Annotated in this window: 22 protein-coding genes; 12 read left to right on the top strand and 10 right to left on the bottom strand. The window is 45.5% G+C overall.

Translation table 11 applies throughout. The features are described from left to right. Nucleotides 1-4: 4 nt before the first annotated feature. A complete protein-coding gene (locus SO_RS20575; protein ID WP_011074074.1) occupies nucleotides 5-670 on the bottom strand; it encodes a fimbrial biogenesis chaperone in 666 nt (221 codons plus the stop codon). A gap of 208 nt (nucleotides 671-878) precedes the next feature. Here SO_RS20575 and SO_RS20570 point away from each other — a divergent pair, with 208 nt between their 5' ends. From SO_RS20570 to SO_RS20560, 3 genes are all read left to right on the top strand, one after another. Next, nucleotides 879-1,481 (top strand): EAL domain-containing protein, encoded by a 603-nt coding sequence (locus SO_RS20570; protein WP_238560526.1) that lies wholly within the window; start codon nucleotides 879-881, stop codon nucleotides 1,479-1,481. Nucleotides 1,482-1,561: 80 nt separating this feature from the next. Next, nucleotides 1,562-2,776, top strand: a complete 1,215-nt coding sequence (locus SO_RS20565) for an IS4-like element ISSod3 family transposase (RefSeq protein ID WP_011074073.1) — start codon at nucleotides 1,562-1,564, stop codon at nucleotides 2,774-2,776. Then, a complete protein-coding gene (locus tag SO_RS20560) occupies nucleotides 2,751-2,966 on the top strand; it encodes an EAL domain-containing protein (RefSeq protein WP_338056296.1) in 216 nt (71 codons plus the stop codon). Before SO_RS20565 ends, SO_RS20560 begins: the two co-directional genes overlap by 26 nt. Before the next feature lie 38 nt (nucleotides 2,967-3,004). Here SO_RS20560 and SO_RS23065 read toward each other — a convergent pair whose 3' ends face one another. After that, nucleotides 3,005-3,169: a hypothetical protein gene (locus SO_RS23065; RefSeq protein WP_011074072.1), complete on the bottom strand. Its 165-nt coding sequence runs from the start codon at nucleotides 3,167-3,169 to the stop codon at nucleotides 3,005-3,007. 492 nt (nucleotides 3,170-3,661) lie between these two features. On the opposite strand from SO_RS23065, the gene SO_RS20555 reads away from it, so the two are divergent. Genes SO_RS20555 through SO_RS20540 form a run of 4 tightly spaced genes read left to right on the top strand, consistent with a single transcriptional unit; the run spans nucleotide 3,662 to nucleotide 6,937 of the window. Continuing rightward, the gene (locus SO_RS20555) at nucleotides 3,662-4,183 is read left to right on the top strand and encodes a PepSY domain-containing protein (protein WP_011074071.1); all 522 of its coding nucleotides are present in this window, start codon (nucleotides 3,662-3,664) and stop codon (nucleotides 4,181-4,183) included. A 51-nt stretch (nucleotides 4,184-4,234) separates the two neighbouring features. Next, complete coding sequence (locus SO_RS20550; RefSeq protein WP_011074070.1) at nucleotides 4,235-4,912, top strand: response regulator transcription factor; 678 nt, start codon at nucleotides 4,235-4,237, stop codon at nucleotides 4,910-4,912. A 49-nt stretch (nucleotides 4,913-4,961) separates the two neighbouring features. Beyond that, on the top strand, nucleotides 4,962-6,218 hold the full coding sequence (locus tag SO_RS20545; protein WP_011074069.1) for a sensor histidine kinase: 1,257 nt from the start codon (nucleotides 4,962-4,964) through the stop codon (nucleotides 6,216-6,218). A gap of 32 nt (nucleotides 6,219-6,250) precedes the next feature. Beyond that, nucleotides 6,251-6,937 (top strand): TIGR01621 family pseudouridine synthase, encoded by a 687-nt coding sequence (locus SO_RS20540; protein WP_011074068.1) that lies wholly within the window; start codon nucleotides 6,251-6,253, stop codon nucleotides 6,935-6,937. A gap of 4 nt (nucleotides 6,938-6,941) precedes the next feature. Here the strand turns inward: SO_RS20540 and SO_RS20535 are convergent, their stop codons facing one another. Beyond that, entirely contained in the window at nucleotides 6,942-8,120 is a 1,179-nt protein-coding gene (locus SO_RS20535; protein ID WP_011074067.1) for a GGDEF domain-containing protein, read from the bottom strand. Nucleotides 8,121-8,595: 475 nt separating this feature from the next. On the opposite strand from SO_RS20535, the gene SO_RS20530 reads away from it, so the two are divergent. Continuing rightward, nucleotides 8,596-8,763, top strand: a complete 168-nt coding sequence (locus tag SO_RS20530) for a YqaE/Pmp3 family membrane protein (RefSeq protein ID WP_164925931.1) — start codon at nucleotides 8,596-8,598, stop codon at nucleotides 8,761-8,763. Nucleotides 8,764-8,832: 69 nt separating this feature from the next. On the opposite strand, the gene SO_RS20525 is transcribed toward SO_RS20530, so the two are convergent. Further along, nucleotides 8,833-11,007: a TonB-dependent receptor gene (locus SO_RS20525; RefSeq protein ID WP_011074066.1), complete on the bottom strand. Its 2,175-nt coding sequence runs from the start codon at nucleotides 11,005-11,007 to the stop codon at nucleotides 8,833-8,835. Between the two features lie 304 nt (nucleotides 11,008-11,311). Here SO_RS20525 and SO_RS20520 point away from each other — a divergent pair, with 304 nt between their 5' ends. Then, nucleotides 11,312-11,494, top strand: a complete 183-nt coding sequence (locus tag SO_RS20520; protein ID WP_011074065.1) for a DUF2986 domain-containing protein — start codon at nucleotides 11,312-11,314, stop codon at nucleotides 11,492-11,494. A gap of 3 nt (nucleotides 11,495-11,497) precedes the next feature. Here SO_RS20520 and SO_RS20515 read toward each other — a convergent pair whose 3' ends face one another. The 4 genes from SO_RS20515 to SO_RS20500 form a co-directional block, all read right to left on the bottom strand. Continuing rightward, a complete protein-coding gene (locus tag SO_RS20515; protein WP_011074064.1) occupies nucleotides 11,498-12,010 on the bottom strand; it encodes a M23 family metallopeptidase in 513 nt (170 codons plus the stop codon). A 23-nt stretch (nucleotides 12,011-12,033) separates the two neighbouring features. Continuing rightward, the gene (locus tag SO_RS20510) at nucleotides 12,034-12,615 is read right to left on the bottom strand and encodes a hypothetical protein (RefSeq protein ID WP_011074063.1); all 582 of its coding nucleotides are present in this window, start codon (nucleotides 12,613-12,615) and stop codon (nucleotides 12,034-12,036) included. A gap of 3 nt (nucleotides 12,616-12,618) precedes the next feature. Beyond that, nucleotides 12,619-13,284, bottom strand: a complete 666-nt coding sequence (locus SO_RS20505) for a CHAP domain-containing protein (protein ID WP_011074062.1) — start codon at nucleotides 13,282-13,284, stop codon at nucleotides 12,619-12,621. 212 nt (nucleotides 13,285-13,496) lie between these two features. Beyond that, the gene (locus SO_RS20500; RefSeq protein ID WP_011074061.1) at nucleotides 13,497-14,840 is read right to left on the bottom strand and encodes an anaerobic C4-dicarboxylate transporter; all 1,344 of its coding nucleotides are present in this window, start codon (nucleotides 14,838-14,840) and stop codon (nucleotides 13,497-13,499) included. A gap of 280 nt (nucleotides 14,841-15,120) precedes the next feature. On the opposite strand from SO_RS20500, the gene SO_RS20495 reads away from it, so the two are divergent. Together SO_RS20495 and SO_RS20490 are read left to right on the top strand one after the other, a co-directional pair. After that, on the top strand, nucleotides 15,121-16,299 hold the full coding sequence (locus tag SO_RS20495) for a PrnB family protein (protein ID WP_011074060.1): 1,179 nt from the start codon (nucleotides 15,121-15,123) through the stop codon (nucleotides 16,297-16,299). 4 nt (nucleotides 16,300-16,303) lie between these two features. Further along, nucleotides 16,304-17,440 carry an aminotransferase class V-fold PLP-dependent enzyme gene (locus tag SO_RS20490; protein WP_011074059.1) on the top strand — a complete coding sequence of 379 codons (1,137 nt, stop codon included), beginning with the start codon at nucleotides 16,304-16,306 and terminating at the stop codon, nucleotides 17,438-17,440. 143 nt (nucleotides 17,441-17,583) lie between these two features. On the opposite strand, the gene SO_RS23325 is transcribed toward SO_RS20490, so the two are convergent. Next, nucleotides 17,584-17,841, bottom strand: a complete 258-nt coding sequence (locus tag SO_RS23325) for a YceK/YidQ family lipoprotein (RefSeq protein WP_274544489.1) — start codon at nucleotides 17,839-17,841, stop codon at nucleotides 17,584-17,586. A 606-nt stretch (nucleotides 17,842-18,447) separates the two neighbouring features. Between SO_RS23325 and SO_RS20480 the strand changes: the two genes are divergently transcribed. Further along, the gene (locus tag SO_RS20480; protein ID WP_238560523.1) at nucleotides 18,448-18,720 is read left to right on the top strand and encodes a CBU_0592 family membrane protein; all 273 of its coding nucleotides are present in this window, start codon (nucleotides 18,448-18,450) and stop codon (nucleotides 18,718-18,720) included. A 264-nt stretch (nucleotides 18,721-18,984) separates the two neighbouring features. On the opposite strand, the gene glnA is transcribed toward SO_RS20480, so the two are convergent. Continuing rightward, on the bottom strand, nucleotides 18,985-20,394 hold the full coding sequence (glnA, locus tag SO_RS20475) for a glutamate--ammonia ligase (protein ID WP_011074057.1): 1,410 nt from the start codon (nucleotides 20,392-20,394) through the stop codon (nucleotides 18,985-18,987). Nucleotides 20,395-20,841: the final 447 nt, after the last annotated feature.

The raw sequence follows: 20,841 nt of genomic DNA, 5'->3' as shown, positions 1-20,841 counted from the left end.
GTTACTATTTTTTACCAGCTGTTTTTTTGAACCGGGTAAGATGTGCAATTTGGTCGCAGTGGAACACTCTTTGTTTTTTTTTGTTACATGATTCAAAAAAATCTAAAATAATAGTCGTATTGCCATTGTTTTTTATTTCTGCGCTATTTGTGTCTTCCGTTATTTCAGTCGAGTATTTAGGGTTGTCTGGGGTGATAAATAAAAATGCCCCATAACCTGTTAGTATTTGTATTCCCGCGGAGAGTTCTTCACGAATTTGTTCAGTTTTTTGTTCTGTTTTTTGCTCATCAAAGCCATCATTGTCTTTTTGCTGTACTGGTATAAAGCGAACTCTAAAGTAACGTTCTGTGTCTTTTTTATCTAAGAATAACAATCTCGTTGCTTGTACTCCCTTGGCGGGAATAATTAAGCGAGACGGGCTTGCTATCAAGGCACGGTTCTCTGCCTCTTGTTCTGGCACTTCATAGGGTTGGCCATTTTCATCATATTTTATTTCGTTAATCGATATTTTAATAAATGCAGTCGAATCGCCCATATTCATTATTTTTTTCAAATAAGTGGTTTTGTTGCTAGGCATATAGTCAAATAAGGTGCCTATGCTTATTTCTGCCGCAGCATAAACTTGAGAACTATAAAAAATAATACCAAACAGCGCTAAATATAATCGCATTATTATTGAGTTACCTTATATTTCATTTTCTAAGTTGATGTTGCAGTGGGGTAATGTTTGATTTTTTCAATATCATATATGGATGATTCTTATGCGTTAATAGGAATAGTCCTATAATAAATAACAGTGGTTTTTAGGATTTATCTGATAGAAGAGAGTGCCAATTTAGTTAAAATAAATCAGATATATTAATATTCTGTAGGTATCTATGCTGTCAGTTAAGCGTAAAAAAGTGAGTGAAGATATTGCAACCTGCATTATGTCTGATGTAGTTATGCCTTTTTATCAGCCTATTATCGGGGTTGATAAAACCGTTATAGGATATGAAGCACTCGCACGCCGTTGGGATGCCAAGCGTCATGCATATACAGGTATTGATTTTTTATTGTTAGATAAAAATGCTTCTTTGCACATTGATATATGGATGTTGAGGTCGATTATCAAAGACTTACCTCGATTAGCCGATCAAGGCGTTGGCATACTGTCCATTAATTTAAATCCCATGCCATACAGTGTGACTTATCAAAATTTATTACAAATGCTGTTGCTTCAAGCAAAAGTGCTGTGCATCAACATTTGGTTTGAAGTGTTAGAACACACTTTATTAGATGATAAACAGCATGAGTTGATTGAAATGTTACGGGCACGAGGAGCCAGCATCGTACTGGATGATTTTGGCACCCAAGAATGTAATTTCTTACGTATGATGGTATTGCCCTATGATGTCATCAAGTTAGACCGTTCCCTTTTGCTGCAAGCTTGTCGCTCTTCACATTCAATGCTGAAGAATCCCCTGATGATTTTCAGATAAATCATTAAATTAGAGTGAACTTGCACCTTGAAGTGTGATCAGATGGAAGTGCGAACAAACATCAATCACAGGGCATCAAGGTGCAAGTGTTAACTATCTTACATCAATCTCTCTATCAACATTGTCCAGAAATCCATCAAAAGCGACTGAATACACTCATAGTCGCCTGCAAAGCCCTCATCAACGCGGATTGTCTCACCCTCACGCATTTAGGGCGGCACATTGATGGCACCAGCACTCATACTAAACACTCAATAAAACGCATGGATAGATTATTGGGCAATCCGCACCTTCACCATGAAAGACTGGCTGTTTATCAGTGGCATGCAAAGTGGCTGCTAACAGCACATACGATGCCGACCATACTGGTGGATTGGTCTGATATGCGTGAAGGTCGTGAACTGATTGCACTACGCGCCTCTATTGCGATTAAGGGCCGCTCTATCACGCTCTACGAGCGAACATTTCCGTTAGTACTACAAGGCACACAAACTGCCCATAATCAGTTTCTGAATGAACTCCATAAAGTGTTACCTGACAATATTACCCCGCTGATAGTCACTGACGCGAGCTTCCGTAATCCATGGTTTCGAAAAGTCGAGCAGCTCGGTTGGTATTGGCTGGGTCGTGTCAGAGGATTAAGTGTCTATCGGCTGCACCCCTTCGGTCGCCAATTTTCGCTAAAAGCGCTTTATCCCAAAGCCAGTCGTCGCGCAAAACATGTTGGGCGAGTGGCGTTATCGGTAAAGAAACCCTTGTTATGCGAGATGGTATTGTTCAGGGCTCCAAGTAAAGGCAGAAAAGGTCAGCGAAGTACGACAACAGACTGTCACCATACGGCGCAATGGACGTATGAACTGACCGCCAAAGAGCCTTGGGCACTGGTGACCAACTTGACCATAGAAGCCATGTCGCCTCAAAAACTGGTTAATATTTACCAAAAACGGATGCAAATAGAAGAAACCTTTAGAGATTTAAAAAGCCCCGCTTATGGCTTTGGTTTACGTCATAGCAGAACACGTTATGCGGCGAGGATGGACATACTGCTATTGATAGCATTATTGGTACAACTGGCATTTTGGTGGGTAGGATTATACGGAGAAACACAGCAATTACAGCGGCACTTCCAAGCCAACACGGTAAAGAAAAGGAATGTGCTATCAACAATCAGGATGGGCAAAGAACTGCTGCGGCGACGGCATGACTACCCCATATCAGCAGATGATTTGCTTTGTGCTGCGAAGAAACTAGCCCAACTCTCATTAACTCATGGTTGTTGGGGCTATGAATTATGAGGGGATCCTACAGCATTCAATGCGTATGTTGACGAGCTTAGTTGAGTATTTACAGCGATTAGGAATGCAGGTTGTTTGTGAAGGTGTGGAGACTTTGACGCACATTGATGTAGCAACCTTATTGGGATGCGATTATCAACAGGGGTATGCCCATGCTATGCCTGCGCCGATTTCGCACTGGGATAGTTAGGGCGAATCACGCACTAGCTGCAAATTAACTGAGACTGTTTATTTCGTTTTTCGCTTACCGAGTAATCCAATCCAAAATGTTCCTTCCAACAGCATGCCTAAGATGATAAATGTCACGGCGCTTGTGGCGCTGCCATAGGCGTAAGCGCTTAATGCTGCAAGCAGTAGCAAACTTAAGCTAATCCAGCGTGTAATTGGTTTCATGTGCACTCCGATTCAAATGGCCGTTTAGTTGACGGTAGAGCAACGGGATTGAATTGCCAATCGTACTTTTTGACGACACAGAAGCGCTAAAATACCCGCTGAAATTTAATTAGGGTGATTTTAAATCGCTAAATGATGGGGTTTTACGGTAAATGTCATGCTTCAAAATTCCTAGATGATCAAAGCTTAATCTGGTTTCCATCGGTGTTTTAGTTACTCTTCGGTAAACTGAATGCATTCATCTGTGTTTACCAAAACAACCTGAAGATTCAGAAACACTTATTTTTAGGTCGCTTAGGGTATATGTTTGTGTGCCTTTGTCGTGGCTAGATGAAAGCGGACCGAGTAAGTTTTATATTATCCACATAGGGTCATGACGTCTGCTGCCGTAATGAACAAACAGCGATTGAGCTGATGGGATTGTGGCGTGCCATCGACATCTAACTAATTGTCTCATAAGATACAAACTTAGCCGATTTTTATGGAGGAGCCATGAGACTATGGTTGCTAGGATTCATGTTGATATCTGGAATTGCGACCGCAGCCCAGAGCATGTATTCGATGCTTGCGAGTGGTGAGTATCAGCTGCCGTTAAATGTGATGCAGCAGATAGAGAAGGATTTTCCTGGCGTTATCGCCGAGTTTGAAATGGAGATACAAGAAGGCGAGCTGGTCTACCAGTTTGAGCTGATTAACCCGCTGGCGAATGCCATTACCCGTTTCGAATATCGGGCTCGAGATGGTAAATTATTGAAACAAAAAGCAGGTAAGGTCACGGCTGACGACGTTGGTGAAGTGGAAGCTGCACGGCTTATTAGTGCGAAACATCAAACCTTTTCCGGTATTATTGCCATGGCGACTCAGGATCACAAGGCATTTTTGACCGATGCTAAATTGGATCATGACTTAGGTATCAGTTACTTAGAGTTAAAGTTGCTGAATGATACTGGCAAGTATAAATTGGCATTCGACATTGAAAATTTACGGCAATTACCTTTACTTAAGTGGGATTAGCCCATTGAGTTCCACCATGAGTCAGTGGGAATTGGGGAGCGCAGCATACAGATGAAAATACTTTTAGTTGAAGATGATGCGACAACGATTGATTACATCGTTAAAGGATTTCTTGAGCAGGGACATAATATTGAAACCGCCAGTGATGGTCACCAAGGACTACTGCAAGCCACGAGTGGCCAGTATGATCTGTTGATCCTCGACCGCATGTTGCCTCAACTCGATGGTTTAAAACTCTTGGCCGCCCTCAGGGCTACTGGCAATCAAACCCCAGTATTGATCCTGTCGGCGCTTGCCCATGTGGATGAACGGGTAAAAGGTCTGCGCGCAGGCGGCGATGATTATATGACAAAGCCCTTTGCTTTTTCGGAGCTGTTAGTGCGTGCCGAAAAGCTGATGCAACGGGGCCAATCCACGCCCATTACCACAGATTTAGTGGTTGGCGGATTAAAAATGGAGCTGCTAACCCGCAACGTAACCTTAGATGGCCACGATTTAATGTTACAGCCCAAAGAATTCCAACTGCTTAAGTACCTGATGGAACATGCTAATCAGGTTATTAGTCGCACGTTATTATTCGAAGCCGTGTGGGATTATCACTTCGATCCTCGCACCAATGTGATTGATGTGCATATTGCAAAATTACGCCGTAAATTTGAAGAGTTAGGCCACGGTGAGTTGATTGAAACCGTAAGGGGAGCGGGTTATCGCTTACGCCAAAGGCATTAAGCCTTATCAAAGCAGCGCCTGGCGCATCACTATTATCTTCTCGACCTTAGTGACTGTGATCATAGGCGCTTTGCTGTTTGCTCTCTATCGGCAATTGATTATCGAGCAGCAGTATCAAGTCACTCAATATCTTGAGTCAGAAACTCAGCGTTATCAGCAGCTTGCGCTTACAGTCGATCGCCGCAGTTTTGCGGCACAAATTCGTGCCGCCGATCCGCAAACCGCGCTTATCGCTTGGCGCAATAGTTACGATATGGTCGGTGCTTTAAGCTTTATGCCCGAAGGCATGCCCATGCTGCCACAAACGCGGGATTTTCCGATATTAACCGGTGGGCCAGATAAGCTGCATATTCTTACCGGTGGTCTGGTAATGACCCGCTATGGCCCCGTCTTGATTGCCACTCGTACCGATAACTTAGCTACTCTTATCGATAAATTTATCAGCGCGGCAGCCACTGCCGTGATGTTGACTATCGTGCTGACCTTGGCGTTGGGCTATTTGTTTTCTAAGGCAATTTTACGCCGTTTAGTGCAATACAACCGTTTAAGTGAGCAAATTGAGCGCGGACATTATGACACGCGTTTGCCACTCAGTTGGCGTCAGGACGAGTTCGATATGTTAGCGCTGCAATTTAATAACGTGCTGGATATTCTCGAAAATAACCTGATGGCGGTACGTGGTGTGACAGATAATATCGCCCACGATTTACGCACACCCTTATCCCATATCCGGATTGGTATTGAGGAGTTGGCGACCAAGTCCCCCGATGAAATTAGCGAAGGTTGTGCGATTTTGACCGAAGAACTCGATCACTGTCTTGCGACTTTTGATGCCATGCTCTCCCTCACACGGATTGAGGAGGGTCAGCAAACCTTAGATTTACAAGAGCTGAGTTTGGCCCAGCTCTGCACGGATTTGCTGGAAATGGCCGATGCGGTAGCTGAGTCGAATGAGCAAACCTTGAGTCTGTCGCTACTTGCTGATCATAAAGTTCATGGCGATAAATATTTGTTATTCCAAGCCTTATATAATTTGGTTGACAATGCTATGAAGTACTCAGGCCAAGGCGCTCGTATCGATATTATTCAGTCCGGCGCTCAAATTAAGATTTGCGATAATGGCCCAGGGATCCCCGATGACAGCAAAGAAAGAGTGTTTGAGCGTTTAGTTCGCCTCGACCCAAGCCGCCATTTGCAAGGCACAGGTTTAGGATTATCTATGGTCAAAGCCATTCTATCGCGGCACAATGCGCAGATTACTCTTTCGGATAACCATCCTGGCCTTGTGGTCACTATCCAGTTTTAGGCCTATATCCGCGTGACACTGTTGAGAACTCCATGTACCGAATCATAGCCGATGAGGCTGATTTCCTTGTTATTTCTAAATCGCCGAATGTGCATTTTCACAGTCAAGACGGCAGTGCTGGTGTCGTTGCACAGCTCGAGCAGGATTTGGGGATTAAGCTCTTTGCCGTGCATCGGCTCGATACCCCAACATCGGGCCTGTTGCTGTTAGCCAAACATCCTGCGGCAGCGCGGCAGTTCACTGAGCTTTTTAGTGCCCACCAAGTGCAAAAATACTATCTTGCCCTCGCCAAAGGTAAACCTAAAAAGAAGCAAGGATGGATTATTGGCGATATGGCCAAATCCCGTCGCAGCATGTTTAAATTACTGCGTACAAAAGAAAACCCGGCGATAACGCAATTCTTCTCCACCAGTGTTGCTGATGGGCAAAGGCTGTATTTACTCAAACCTCATTCGGGGAAGACTCATCAGTTGCGGGTCGCTCTTGCTAGCCTTGGGGTGCCGATTTTGGGTGATGCCCTTTATGGTGTTGATGTTGCAGACCGTTGTTATCTTCATGCCTATTGCCTGCATTTTCGTTATCAACATGAGGATGGCACTTGGCAAGATTATGCGTATCTCGATAGGCCGCAGCAGGGTGAGCTCTTTTTAACTGAGACTGTCAGCGAGGCGCTTGCCCTTTGGCAAGCGCCAGAAACCTTAGATTGGCCTGAGCGATAGGTTTTTATTGGGTGGTTAAGGCTTGGCAGATCCGGTCCCTCCCTTCGGATTTCGCGCGGTACATGGCATGATCGGCCTCAATCAGCAGTTTGTCTGGTTGACATCCTTGATAAATCGTTGCGTAACCAACACTTGCACAGAGTTGGACTTTTTTATCCTGCCAGTTAATCGGGTTTTCCCTCAGTATCCGATGTAATTTGTCCGCAACAACTCTGGCTGCTTGCGAGCTTGTGGCAGGTAGTAACACTAAAAACTCCTCCCCACCATGACGACAGAGGACATCGTGTTCTCGTAATGCACTGCTAAATAATCTTGCCGCACTCAGCAGGGCGATGTCGCCAACATCGTGGCCATAGTGATCGTTTATGTGTTTGAAGTGGTCGAGATCGAGCAAGATCACGCTATAGGGCTCAGCTTTTTTTTGCCAGCGTTGGTGGATGTGGCTGAGCCTTTTTTGCATTGCGCGTCGATTCCAAAGTCCTGTGAGCTGATCTTTTTCGGCTAATACTCTGATTTTACTGACAAGGCGAGTCATCGCATTACCTATCATTACAATATTGATAAGTAAGGCTAAGAACACATAAAACCATAGCATAGGAATGGCTTCAACCGTGTGTATGGCAATAAAGGTCTGGGTTTCATGGGGTGCAAACAGGGCGATAAAAAATCGAATCGCGAAGATGATGACCATAGCAATTAGTGGCATGACCATAGCAATAGCGACCTTATTGCCTGTTTCTCTGCGGATGGCGTAATAATTATCTCGAGTGAGCATCACAAAGGATAAGGCGGCATTTGCCGAGAAAAGCATTGCGAGCACTGGCTCAGAATGAAAATTGGGCGGAACCATCAACATCAGAACCGCTGTGATCGCAAGCGTAGTGAGATCGAACCTTGCGCTGTGCTGCAATCGGAACAGGTACTGTGTGCCCCAACGCAGCATAATAAATCCGAGTAAAATGGCGATATCTGCGCAAAACCAGTAGAAGTAACTATCTGATTCTGTTCGCTGGGTGTTGAGTGTAATACCGAGGAGAACACAAATATTGGCAAGGGAAAAGCGCATGCTGGCTAAGGTAGCAATTTTTAATGGCTGAGCGATTAACCCCCATGCAATGGCTGCTGTGCCAGTCAGCAGACAGATAAATTTAATGAGTAAAAGGGCTTGGGGATCAAATTCCATGGCAACGTTCAATTTTCCTTTAACTATAGATGGCTTTTGGCATTTTTGTTGAAAGGGTTGAATGTTAATTGAAGGCGAGTTCGAAAGCGACTTAAGCAAAGCAGTTGATAATGAAATGGTTGCAAACAATCACACTAACTGCGAAGTTAGCAACTGCTCACTTGTCACTTATTACGGTTTAAGGATGGCCAGCCATGGATACAAACAAATTACTATTAGGGCGTGTTGACGTTTCAGGGTTATTTTTGCAGCAATTTGGCTGGCTTTTATGCAAGGCAAAGTCCGTGCAGTGTAGTTATTCTACATAAACGGACGATAACGCGGCAGAAAAGCCAGCCAAATGCTGCCCGAAGGGTTCGTCTGGCAAGCCCTTGCTCTTACTTTCTGTCATAAGAGCAGCTCGTCATTTGAGTAGAATAACTACACATCATTCCTCGTTTCGCGAGCACGCGCTTGCCAGAACGAACAAAATCTAATCTCGAAACGTCAACACGCCCTAGTCATCATTGCGATTCTATTGCCTCCCGTTGCGGTATTTTTAAAAGCGGGCGCCGGCAAAGATCTGTTAATTAACATAGTGCTGTGTTTATTTTTCTGGTTCCCCGGTTTACTGCATGCCTTGTGGGTGGTCACTAAGGAATAGCGCGTTTCAATGAGCCAATAAAAAGCGCAACCTAAGTTGCGCTTTTTATTGATTTAACTCGTGTGTTAATTAAAACGCCACGGTATAACCCAAGGTGGCGGTACGGCCCATGCCTTTGAAATAACGATCATTTGTACCCATTGTTTGAGAGTAGTAGTTGAAATAATCCTTATTAAACAGGTTTTGTACACCAATGCTTAAGGTGCCAGTGTAGAGCGGCATCGATAATGACGCATCGACAGTGGTGTAACCATCAAACTCGGCATATTTAGCACCTTTGGCATTTTCAAAATCACGGTCCATAAAGTAGTTTGCTTGAACACGTGTCGACATTTCATTATCGAAGTTGTGGGTCCAGAATAAGTTGATACGATTTGGTGAAATATTGGCGCCATCGAGATCGGTATCGACCTTATTATCGCCGTTTACATCGTATTCGCCGCGCTGCAGTGCGATGTTCATGCCCAAATCATCATTGCTTGTCAGGTAAGCGGTGACATTGGCTTCGATACCATCAATGACGCTTTTTTCACGTTTTACATCGTAAAAACCGTCGCTGTTTAAGGCTAAGCGGGCACCTAAATCGGTTGCAGAACGGTAGTAAGCAATTTTAGCGCTTAAGAAACTACCTTGATAATCGGCACCCAATTCAACGTTATCAGTCACGATTGGGGTTAAGGCTAAAGAGTCATTAATGCTTGGATTTGCATCGGGGAAACTGTTCCCGTCACGCAGAATGCGGCCAATGTCTGGCATGCCAAAACCTTGGTTGTAGCTAGTGTAGATGCGGATATCCGGCGTGATTTTATAGGATAAACCGACATTGAATAAGGTTTCATCAAAGGTGGCTTCGCCCCCCGCAATTTGCTTATTGCCAGCACCATAGAGGGTTTTGTAGTCATCAACACTGAGGGTAGCGTGCTCGTAACGCACACCGGTTGATAAGGTTAAATCTTTAATTAAATCATAGTCTAACTGCAGATACGGTGCGAAGTTATCATAGGTGCTTTCAGGCACCCAAGAAAACCCCGTTTTTACTAAATCCTGCTCAGTAGTATCGCGGAATAGGTCGATACCATAGGCGGCATCGATGCCCGTATCAGCAATGTTTTTAGCGATTAACGAGGTTTTTAGACCCCACTTAACCGAAGAGTTGCGCGATTGCTCGTAGTATAAGTGCTCGCCTTTGCTATTTACGCCACATTGAACCACTTGATCGCTGCCTTCAAAGGAAGGATCGTAGAAGCTATCGAAGCATCCTCCACCGTATACGGCTTTAAAGTCCTGATTAAACAACTGCATGCTCAGTTGTTGACCTGCAATATTTTCGTGGGTATAGGTCAAACTCGTGGTGGTGACTTCGTTATTAGCCGCTTCCCAGGGTTGTTTTTCTTCTACTGCACCCGTTGGAATACCATTGGGTTTATTACCTGCAACGGCCATCCAGTCGCCATTGTTATCCATGTTGTAATGGTTAACCATTAGCTCTAAGCGTGACTCGGTAAAGTTGTGGCCTAACTTGATGAAGAAGTCCTTACTTTGGCTATCCATGGACTCGCCTTGCGTGGTGTCCACCCCAATCACATCGTGATTGGCATCGTAGTAAACACCGTTATTACGATAGCTGACCGAGCCTAGCATATCGATCAATTCTGACTCGCCTGAAAACGCATAGCTGGCACCAAAACTGACACCGTTAGACTTGAGTGAGTCTGGGACTGTGACATCAAAGCTGGCGACGTGCTGGTTATCACCCGTGGGCTTTTTGGTTATGTAGTTGATGATACCGCCCTGTGCGCCTAAGCCGTGCATCGCATTGGCACCGTGAATAATTTCGATGCGTTCAATCATCGCAGGATCGATAGTTTGTCCTGAGCGGCCACCACTGCGCAGCGGGTTCGATTGCGGCACGCCATCGATCATAATTAATGGCGGACGACCACGCAGGGTTTCACCCGTATTGCTCATCTTTTGGCGGCTGGGTGAAAAGCTGGGTGCTAAGTTACCAATAATGGTCGACAAATCTTTGGTGGTGCGGAACTGCTCTTCGAGTTGCACGCGGTCGATAATGGTCACCGTATTGGGGATTGAGCTTGGGGATTTATCCATTCGGCTCGCTGTTACGGTAATTCTTTCTATTTCTTTGTTTTTATTGATTTCAGAATCAGACTTTTCTTGTGCAATAGCGGATTGGGTGAGTGCTGTAAGGACAGCGAGAGCAACAAACGAGGTTTTGAACGTCATATAACTTCCTGCTAAGGGCGTGTGAATTTGCTACACCGAATTCCTTGGCATCAGACTCTTCCGTTAAACAACATTGCAAATGGTAACGATTTTTATTAGCTGTGGATTTTAAGGAAGTCATTTAGCGTTGTCTAGTCGATCTTTAAATCAAACTAGCTAAAAAAGTGGCGCTTTTTGCAACTTGTGATTCGGATAGCAATTATAGGTGTATTTAGATTGAGGGTTTATCTTAATCGTCCTGATTTGTTGCTGTGGCCTAGGATGGCTATAATGTCGGCTTGAATATTGCTCAAATACAGCTCTTATGAACCGCAAAAAGAAAATTAATCAAACGCTTAAGCAAAAGGCGAAAAAAGCCAATGCCAAGCTTCACACCAGTAATAAACCTAAATACATTGCGAAAGCGGAACGAGCGGCGCAGGTTATCGCGGCTGAAAATGAGCTAGAAATGCCAACAGAGGTTGCGGTTAACTCGTTAACGGAATAAGCGCTACTTAGCCTCTAAATACTCAATGGGATTGAGATAAAAAGCCTTTTTATATCCTTGAGTTGAAGTGTCTATTCGCCAAAGTCTTGGGAACAGGCTTAAAATGGAATAGTGCAAATGGGGCGGCTTACCTTGAGCATTGCCAGTGCTGCCGACGGTACCTAGCGTTTCTCCACGTGTGGCGAATAAGCCTGTCGATGTCTCAATACTATCGAGGTGAGCAAAATAATGGATTTGCCAATTTGGTCCTAGTCCAACGACGACTTTTCCGCCTTTAAAAAAGTCACCTTTGTACAGCAGTAGCATGGGCGTGGGCGCGATAACGGGAGTATTCGTGGTTGCAAAAATATCGATACCCTTGTGTGTGCCCGAACTTCCCCAAGGCTCATACCAAAAAGTTTGGCTATTCCAATCCTTATTCGTGGCACCTTTTACGGGGATGATAGGCTGCTCTGGCACTAGGCATCCGGCAAGGATAAAAAGTGCGATAACGAGGGTGATATATTTCAGTTTCATTGTTTACCTCTTACAGCTCGCGTTTAGTGAAACTCACTGAATTCACGCCAGTTTGTTGGATATTGCAGGCGTTCGATATCATTGAGTGAAAACCAATATGGCCGCCAAAACGCATCGCACCAAAACTCAAGGTTCCCTTGCAGACTCCCGAGTGTATCTGGATCAACATCGGGAAAACTTTCCCAAGGAGCAGGCGGCGCAGCCTTAAAGGCAATAAGCTGTTGCAATAGATTAATATCATTGGTGATGAGCAGTACACAGAACCCTGCAAAATCAGCATATTGCTGTAAAAATACTGTTGTTTGTTGGCTGGTGTGATGCTGTACGCCATAAAATGGCGCGTCAGAACCTACCACTTGCTCGAATCCCGCCCGGCAAAGTAAAGTGTCGAGTCGCTGTTTATCTTGATAATTCAACAAGCAATGGAGTTGATAGGCGGATAATTCAGTCTGAGTTGTTGGCGTGACTAAGGGATAATCTTGGTGGCGAGGCAAAGATAGACTCGACGTTGCCGATGCACCAAAGAGTGCTTGAAGATCAGTTGCCTGCGAGTGAGTTGTCGCTTTTATGGCTAATAGCTGTTTTACCCAGTTAAAAATCCCCACAGCTTATTCCTTAATGACCATTACGGGGTCGATAAAGCCGCTATTCTCAGTTGCCACATTGGGGCTGGTTGCTTCCCAGCGCAACCAGCCTTTGGCGCGAGGCGCATCGATATACCAGAGCCCATCTCGTTGTATTAACGGAAAATATTCCCGTGATGGTGCAAATGGGCCGGGGTTTTGCTGGGCAATTTCGATACCCTTGTCTGTTACGGCCGCGATGATGGCAACATGGCCATAGGGATTTAAAATCCATGGTGCAAAGACCAGCAAATCATCAGCCATAGGTTTGCTTTGGCTGCCATTGGTAAATTGGCGCAGCGCACGTTTTTCATTCCAACTGCCATCAGTGAGCAGATTATCGAAGAAGTCTCGAGCGTGCCCAAAACTGTCAGGCATTTGGTGCTGATATCGTTGGTAAAAGTAGCGCTTAACAAATTCTACGCATTGATATTTTATGCCGAGATTATAGCCGTCGAGGGAGAGGTTGCGTCCCTCATTCGTATTGACGCCACCGTTATAGTAAATTTCGACCCCATTGAGGGAGTCGATAACATCACCCACTTGGTGATCAGTGTTGAAGTTATAGCGTGTAAGCCACTGATAACCGAGAAAACTGAAGCTAAGCCCCAGGCTCACAATCAGTATCCATAAGCGAAAACCTTTAATCATCTTTAGTACGACATTCTCAAAAGATAAATTGATTCAGTATGATATAAGGCGGGATTGTATGCTGCTGTTGCTCAAGACGTCTAGCTGATAAGGGGATTTAGTGGGAGCTTAATACTTTCGTACAAAGCATTTTCATCTATTTCAATAAATCAGGCCGATAACAATGAGGCGTTATCGACCTGACTATATGTGCTTATTAACACAAACCAACTTTACAGTAGCGCAGTTGCCAGCAGATAACCGACAGTTGATGCGGTACCAACACCAATCAGCCCTGGGATAATAAAGCTGTGGTTAATGATGAACTTACCAATTTTAGTGGTGCCAGAACGGTCGAAACCGATACAGGCCAAATCGCTTGGATAAGTTGGCAGCACAAAGTAGCCATAGCTGGCGGGTAAAAAAGCAATTAACAGCTTAGGATCTACGCCTAAAGCCAATCCCATCGGTGCGATTGCGGTGAGCGCAGCCGCTTGGCTGTTGACCAGTTTAGATATTAAAAACAGCACTAGGGCATAGGTCCAAGGCTGGTTTTGCACCACGTGGGAGAGGTTTTCCTTCAGTACATCCATATGGCTGATAAAGAAAGTATCGCTCATCCATGCCACGCCAAATACCGAGAAAATCGCCACCATACCCGCTTTAAAAACCGGACCATTGGCAATCTCAGCCGGTTTGACTTTGCAGCTCATCAAGATAAAGGCGCCCGCGATCAACATCATCATTTGGATCACCAGATTCATCGACAGTGGCGCTAGCTTGCCTTTCTCTTCAAATACTGGGCGCAACTCGCTAAAGGAGCCGAGTAATACCACGGCGGCGATAGCGGCAAAGAAGATCCCCGTTGCCCAATACGCTTGCTTGGGGAAGGTTTGATTGAGCAGCGTTTCGCCCTTGTCGTAGATAAAGGCTCTTTGCACCGGATCTTGAATTCGTTCTTGAAACTCTTCGTCTTTATCTAAATCTTTGCCACGACGCAGGCTCCACAGTGCTGCCACTAACACACCGCAAAGGGATGCGGGAACGGACACCATTAAAATTTCCAGCATGCTATAGGCATGACCGACGCCCTGCTGCGCCGCCAAAATCGATACCATAGAAACGACGGCAACCGATACGGGCGAAGCACAAATTGCCATTTGCGATGCGACCGAGGCAACAGCCATCGGGCGTTCTGGACGAATGTTTTTCTTCAAGGCGATATCAGAGATAATCGGGAACATGGTGTAAACCACATGGCCCGTACCGCACAAAAAGGTCAGTGTCCACGTGGTTAATGGTGCCAGAATGGTAATGTACTGCGGATGGCGGCGCAGTAAGCGTTCGGCAAACTGCATCATCACATCTAAGCCGCCCGCGGTTTGCAATACTGCAGCACAGCCGATAACTGCAAGAATGGTTAACATCACTTGCACTGGCGGTTGTCCGGGGGCAAGGCCAAAGACAAACGTCAGTAAAAACAAGCCAATACCACTAATCAGCCCGAGGCCCATGCCCCCATAGCGGGTGCCCAGCAGCAAACAGCCGAGTACGACAATAAATTCCATTAAAATCATTTTGATTTACCCCAGCGGAACCTACCGCACTATTTGTATTAGGACTATCTGTATTTGGCGCTATTTTGCGAGGCGATTGGCTTTAAGAACTTGCGCTGGCGCAAGGTGTAAATAAAAAGTGGCATTAGATTTTCCATAAATTTGAGCTAGCGCTAGAAACGCACCGCCAAAAGTTGCATCCTTGTTAACTCGGAAGCGCTAATGACGCCTGCAGCCAAGTAAACATGCCCTAGTACTTGCGCCGGTAAAAATAACCATAACAATCGCCAAGGATGTCCAAGTGAAACCTGCCACCTATAATACTGAAGCCTTCGATGAGTGGATCCGCAGTCGCTTTGTGGAACTCAACTCGCAGCTTGAACAGCTTTATTACCAGCAGACAGACCGTGCTAATGTGCAAGAGGTTGGTACTGAGCTTAAACACACATTGGAAAGTGAAGGGCGCGAGCTTGTCAAAGCGCTGCTCGATGAAGGCAATACCGATGAAGGGTTTGATAGTGCTTTTGATTTACTAGGCAATGTTGGCCTGTATATGGCCGCCTGCCGCCGCCACGAAATTACCGAGCCAACGCGGGAAACCACCTCTCCACTCCTCGAGGCTTCGGCGCTGGCGATGCATATCGGCGCCTCGATTGGAGTCACACCGCGCTTTGCTACCGCCCATTTAACCACCCATAACCGCGCCCATAATGGTATCTACAAACGTTTTACCGATTTGCCCGATGAAAAGCTGTTTGTGGATTACAACACAAAAGGCATTTTGGCCTATAAGCGTGCAAGTGATGCGCTATTAAAAATTCAACCCTTAGGGATTTCTCACCCCATTAGCCATGATTTACTGCGGGTGACTAAACAAGCGCTACAGGATGTGATTGAGTCAAACCAACAGTTATTCAATCGCTTAGATACCGATCGTTTCTTCTACTGTGTTCGTCCTTATTACAAGCCTTATCGGGTCGGTTCTGTGGTGTATCGTGGCGCTAATGCGGGTGACTTTGCTGGTATTAACGTTATCGATTTAACCCTAGGTTTATGTTTTGCCAACGAAGCTTCTTATTCGCAAATGCTGGTGGATAAGTTTTTATACATGATGCCGGAGGATCAACAAATCCTGCGGGAATGCATGCGCCGCCCTAATTTGATGGATGACTTTTTGCAAGCCAAGGGCTGTATTCATCAGGACTGGTATCAAGAAAACCTCAAGCTGTTTATCGAAGTCTGTGAATTACATGGGCAAACTGCGATTCAACATCACAATGAATTAGTGACTAAATATATTGCTGAGCCTTCGGTCAGCATGGAACAACAACATTTAGCCAAAGTGACCGCCAGTGGCCCACCATTGCATGTACTGCTCGCCTCCCTTGAGCGTTTAAGGGATAGACGCGCCGCCGTATTGCGTGACGATATTCGCACCCGTTACTACGATTTGAAAAAACTCAAAGACAGTTTGAGGTAAGGCTATGTTGTTAAATGTAAAACAGGACTTTTGCCTTGCAGGCCCTGGTTATCTGCTTAACCATTCTGTGGGGCGACCGCTTAAATCAACCGAGCAGGCGCTTAAGCAGGCGTTTTTTGCGCCTTGGCAGGAGTCTGGGCGTGAGCCTTGGGGTCAATGGCTAGGCGTAATCGATAACTTTACCGCGGCGCTGGCGAGCTTATTTAATGGTCAGCCACAGGATTTTTGCCCGCAGGTGAATCTTTCGAGCGCTTTGACCAAAATCGTAATGTCCCTCGATAGATTAACGCGGGATTTAACTCGAAATGGCGGCGCCGTGGTGCTGATGAGCGAAATTGATTTTCCTAGCATGGGATTCGCCCTTAAAAAGGCATTGCCCGCAAGCTGCGAATTGCGCTTTATTCCCAAGAGTTTAGATGTTACTGACCCCAATGTGTGGGATGCGCATATTTGCGACGATGTCGATTTGGTCTTTGTCAGCCACGCCTATTCAAACACGGGACAACAGGCGCCCCTCGCGCAGATTATCTCCCTTGCCCGTGAGCGTGGCTGTTTGAGCCTTGTGGATGTGGCGCAATCGGCGGGGATTTTGCCGCTGGATTTAGCCAAGTTACAACCGGATTTTATGATTGGCTCGAGTGTTAAATGGTTATGCTCTGGCCCTGGTGCGGCGTATTTATGGGTTAATCCGGCCATCTTGCCCGAATGTCAGCCGCAGGATGTGGGTTGGTTTAGCCATGAAAATCCCTTCGAGTTTGATATTCATGATTTTCGCTACCATCCAACGGCGTTAAGGTTTTGGGGCGGTACGCCTTCCATCGCTCCCTATGCCATTGCCGCCCATAGCATTGAATATTTCGCCAATATTGGCTCACAAGTCATGCGCGAGCATAACCTGCAACTGATGGAGCCTGTGGTACAGGCATTGGATAATGAACTAGTTTCGCCACAGGAAGTAGACAAACGTAGCGGCACGATAATCCTGCAATTTGGTGAGCGGCAGCCACAAATATTGGCCGCCTTGGCTGCAGCGAATATCAGTGTCGATACCCGCAGTTTAGGGATACGCGTATCACCGCATATCTATAACGATGAAGCCGATATCGCGCGGTTGCTTGGGGTGATAAAGGCCAATCGTTAACGGATTGAACTTGGTTTACTCAGCCGACACGGCGTAATTGCCTCGAACAGGGAGCATGGCTCTAGGGCGCCAAGGCACCCCCTAATGCCGATGTCGTTAACCCATGCCCTGAGACTGAGGTAATTTATGGGTGGCGAATATGCTTAAATGCTGTAGTTATAGCGGCAGAACATAGAACGCGGGGTTCGGAGCTTGGGATCGCTGGGTGTGATCGCTAAATCTGCTGGTAGCATAACAGCGTCGACGATCAGCGCACTGCCCATATCCACGATAGTCAGCGGGATGGTAAACAACAGCAGAGGCGGTGCGGACAATGCGGAGATAATCATACACTCCTCGCCATTATCAACAGCCGTTTGAACACTGGAGAAAGAGTGGCCCCAAGTTGAATCTTCTCCCATCCTCGATGTTACTGTCGCACACCCCGTGAGAGAGCAGCACACGACCAACCAAGTCAACCAACGCATAAGCACTCCATTGTTTATATTTGAAAAACGGCATTGCTTTCGGTGCAACCTACTCGCTTGATTAACTTCGAGCCTTAGTCGTGTGGAACCAGAGCTAGTTTTATTCGACGCCGATATGTCCAGTTTTAGCCAGTTGGCATTCTAACCATATGAATATATGTGTCAATTATTCACCAACAGTAACGAGAGGCGGATCAGTAGCGAGAGAGTTAATCTCCGACCATGCTTTGATTAAGCATTAAACAAGGAGCTTCGTATGCCGAGCCCCTGCAGTTTAGGGATACGTGTATCGCCACATATCCATTAAAAATATCCCAGCGGCAAACCGATTTAGTCGGCAGTTTACCATGCGTAATTAAGTTCAATATCAAGGCATGAGTCTGCAATATTTGTGATGTGATTTGATACAACGTGAATCAGATTTACCTGATGTAGTTTACATATTAAAATTTCGTTCAATTTCCCCTGTAACACAGGGGAAGGTTGGTAACAGTCGTTCTTTATGTCGTTCTACATGATAAATAAAAGAGTGGTAATAAATTGTTTTATAAAAAAATTAATGCTTTTTTGAACGCAAATATGCGGGCCTTAGAAATGGTTGGCGTCCTAATGCGGATATTTAGTTTTTCGCTTGTTAGTTGGCTTGGCCCTGAAAGTCCTTTTATGTTTGTTTGGGTGTTCAACACAATAGATGCTGTTTTACTAACATGGTGTGCTGCTTTGCGCAAAGATGCCGCTTACACCTTACTCAATGGTTTTTGGATTTTGATTGGTATTATAGGGATTGTAAGAGCTGGTGGATTGATCCACTAATTTTTCCTATTCATGTCAGTGAATCACTCCAGCCCAGAGGGGGTCACACCATTCCCTAAAACCCGCTATCGCTCCCCATTTGCGGTTATTCTGGGGCGGTTTTACCCTTAAGATGAATCAAATCTTTAGGGAACTGATTCAGCGGTAGTTTTATTTCGTTGTATTATCAAAATAGCGATAAAAAAAGCCCCAACAGCAAAACTGTTGGGGCTTTTATACTTTATGCATGCATTTATACCGTGAGTAATTGCATGCCGTTAGCCATTACAGGCTGTAGTACATTTCAAACTCTAATGGGTGAGTTGTACGTGCAACACGCTCAGCTTCTGCAGATTTCAGTGCAATATAAGACTGGATGAAATCTTCGCTGAATACACCACCGCGAGTTAAGAACTCATGGTCAGCTTGCAGGTTCTCAAGGGCGTTTTCTAATGAAGTCGCCACCTGTGGGATTTCAGCCGCTTCTTCTGCTGGCAGATCGTACAAATCTTTATCCATTGCTTCGCCTGGATGGATCTTGTTTTGGATACCATCAATACCTGCCATCAGCAGTGCTGCGAAACCTAAGTATGGGTTTGCATGTGGATCTGGGAAGCGAGTTTCGATACGGCGACCTTTAGGGCTTGGTACCACTGGAATACGGATTGAAGCAGAGCGGTTACGCGCTGAGTAAGCTAGCATAACTGGCGCTTCGAAGTGTGGTACTAAACGCTTGTAAGAGTTGGTGCTTGGGTTAGTGAACGCGTTCAGCGCGCGAGCGTGCTTGATGATACCACCGATGTAGTACAGGGCGGTTTCACTTAAGCCTGCGTATTTGTCACCCGCGAACAGGTTTACGCCATCTTTAGACAGAGATTGGTGAACGTGCATACCGCTACCGTTGTCGCCAACGATTGGCTTAGGCATGAAAGTCGCAGTTTTGCCATAGGCATGAGCCATGTTGTGCACTACGTACTTCAGGATTTGGATTTCGTCCGCTTTCTTAGTCAGGGTATTGAAGCGAGTAGCGATTTCGTTTTGACCAGCAGTCGCCACTTCATGGTGGTGAGCTTCAACCACTTGACCCATTTCTTCTAACACTAAACACATAGCACTACGCAGGTCTTGTGATGAGTCAACTGGCGCCACTGGGAAGTAACCACCTTTCACGAATGGACGGTGACCGGTGTTGCCGCCTTCGTAGCTAGTGCCTGAGTTCCAAGCTGCTTCTTTTGCGTCGATTTTAACGAAACAACCAGACATATCAGTGCCGAAACGAACATCGTCGAACAGGAAGAATTCTGGCTCTGGTCCAACTAATACTGTGTCAGCGATACCGGTTGAGCGTAGGTATTCTTCCGCTTTTTTAGCGATAGAACGTGGGTCGCGATCGTAACCAGTCATTGTGCCTGGTTCGAGAACGTCACAGCGGATCAGTGCTGTGGTTTCTTCGGTGAATGGGTCCAGTACAAACGTCGTTGGGTCTGGCATCAGTACCATGTCTGATTCGTTAATGCCTTTCCAGCCAGCAATTGATGAGCCGTCAAACATTTTACCGTCTTCGAAGAAGTCAGCGTCTACCTGATGAGAAGGGATAGATACGTGCTGCTCTTTACCTTTGGTGTCGGTAAAACGTAAATCAACAAACTTAACTTCTAATTCTTCAAGTTGCTTTAAAACTGATTCAACTGACATTCTCAAGTCTCCGGTAGGGTAAAGGGATGTCCCTTCTATAATCTTTTAACTCAAGTTGTGCTTGAGCAAACTTACGAGCTATATAGCGATATCCATGCCAATAATTTAAATCATTGATATTTATAAAGTATGTTTTTTATTACACCAGGTTAAACTCTTGATTGCACTGTGTTGGTGCATTTGTATGTGGCATTTTGGTGCATTCATCCATTTTGGTGCGAGCGGTTCGTCCCCCATTTTAGTGCAGTGACGATAAGCGCAAGCTTGCTTGGCGAATTTGTACCTATATTTTCGCTAAACTGCATGCTGGTAGAGAGCTTGTTACCACAGATTGTGCCCAGCAACGCAGAATGAATTTAACACATAATTGAGCCTTGATAGTCGCCTAAGCTCACTGTTTTAAGTGCTTGTCATAATGTCACAAAACGGTGGGATACTAAGCTGTTT

The organism is Shewanella oneidensis MR-1 (assembly GCF_000146165.2).
Classification (GTDB): Bacteria; Pseudomonadota; Gammaproteobacteria; order Enterobacterales; family Shewanellaceae; genus Shewanella; species Shewanella oneidensis.
Note: the sequence above shows the minus strand (reverse complement) of the source record. Positions and strands in the feature narration are given on the sequence as shown.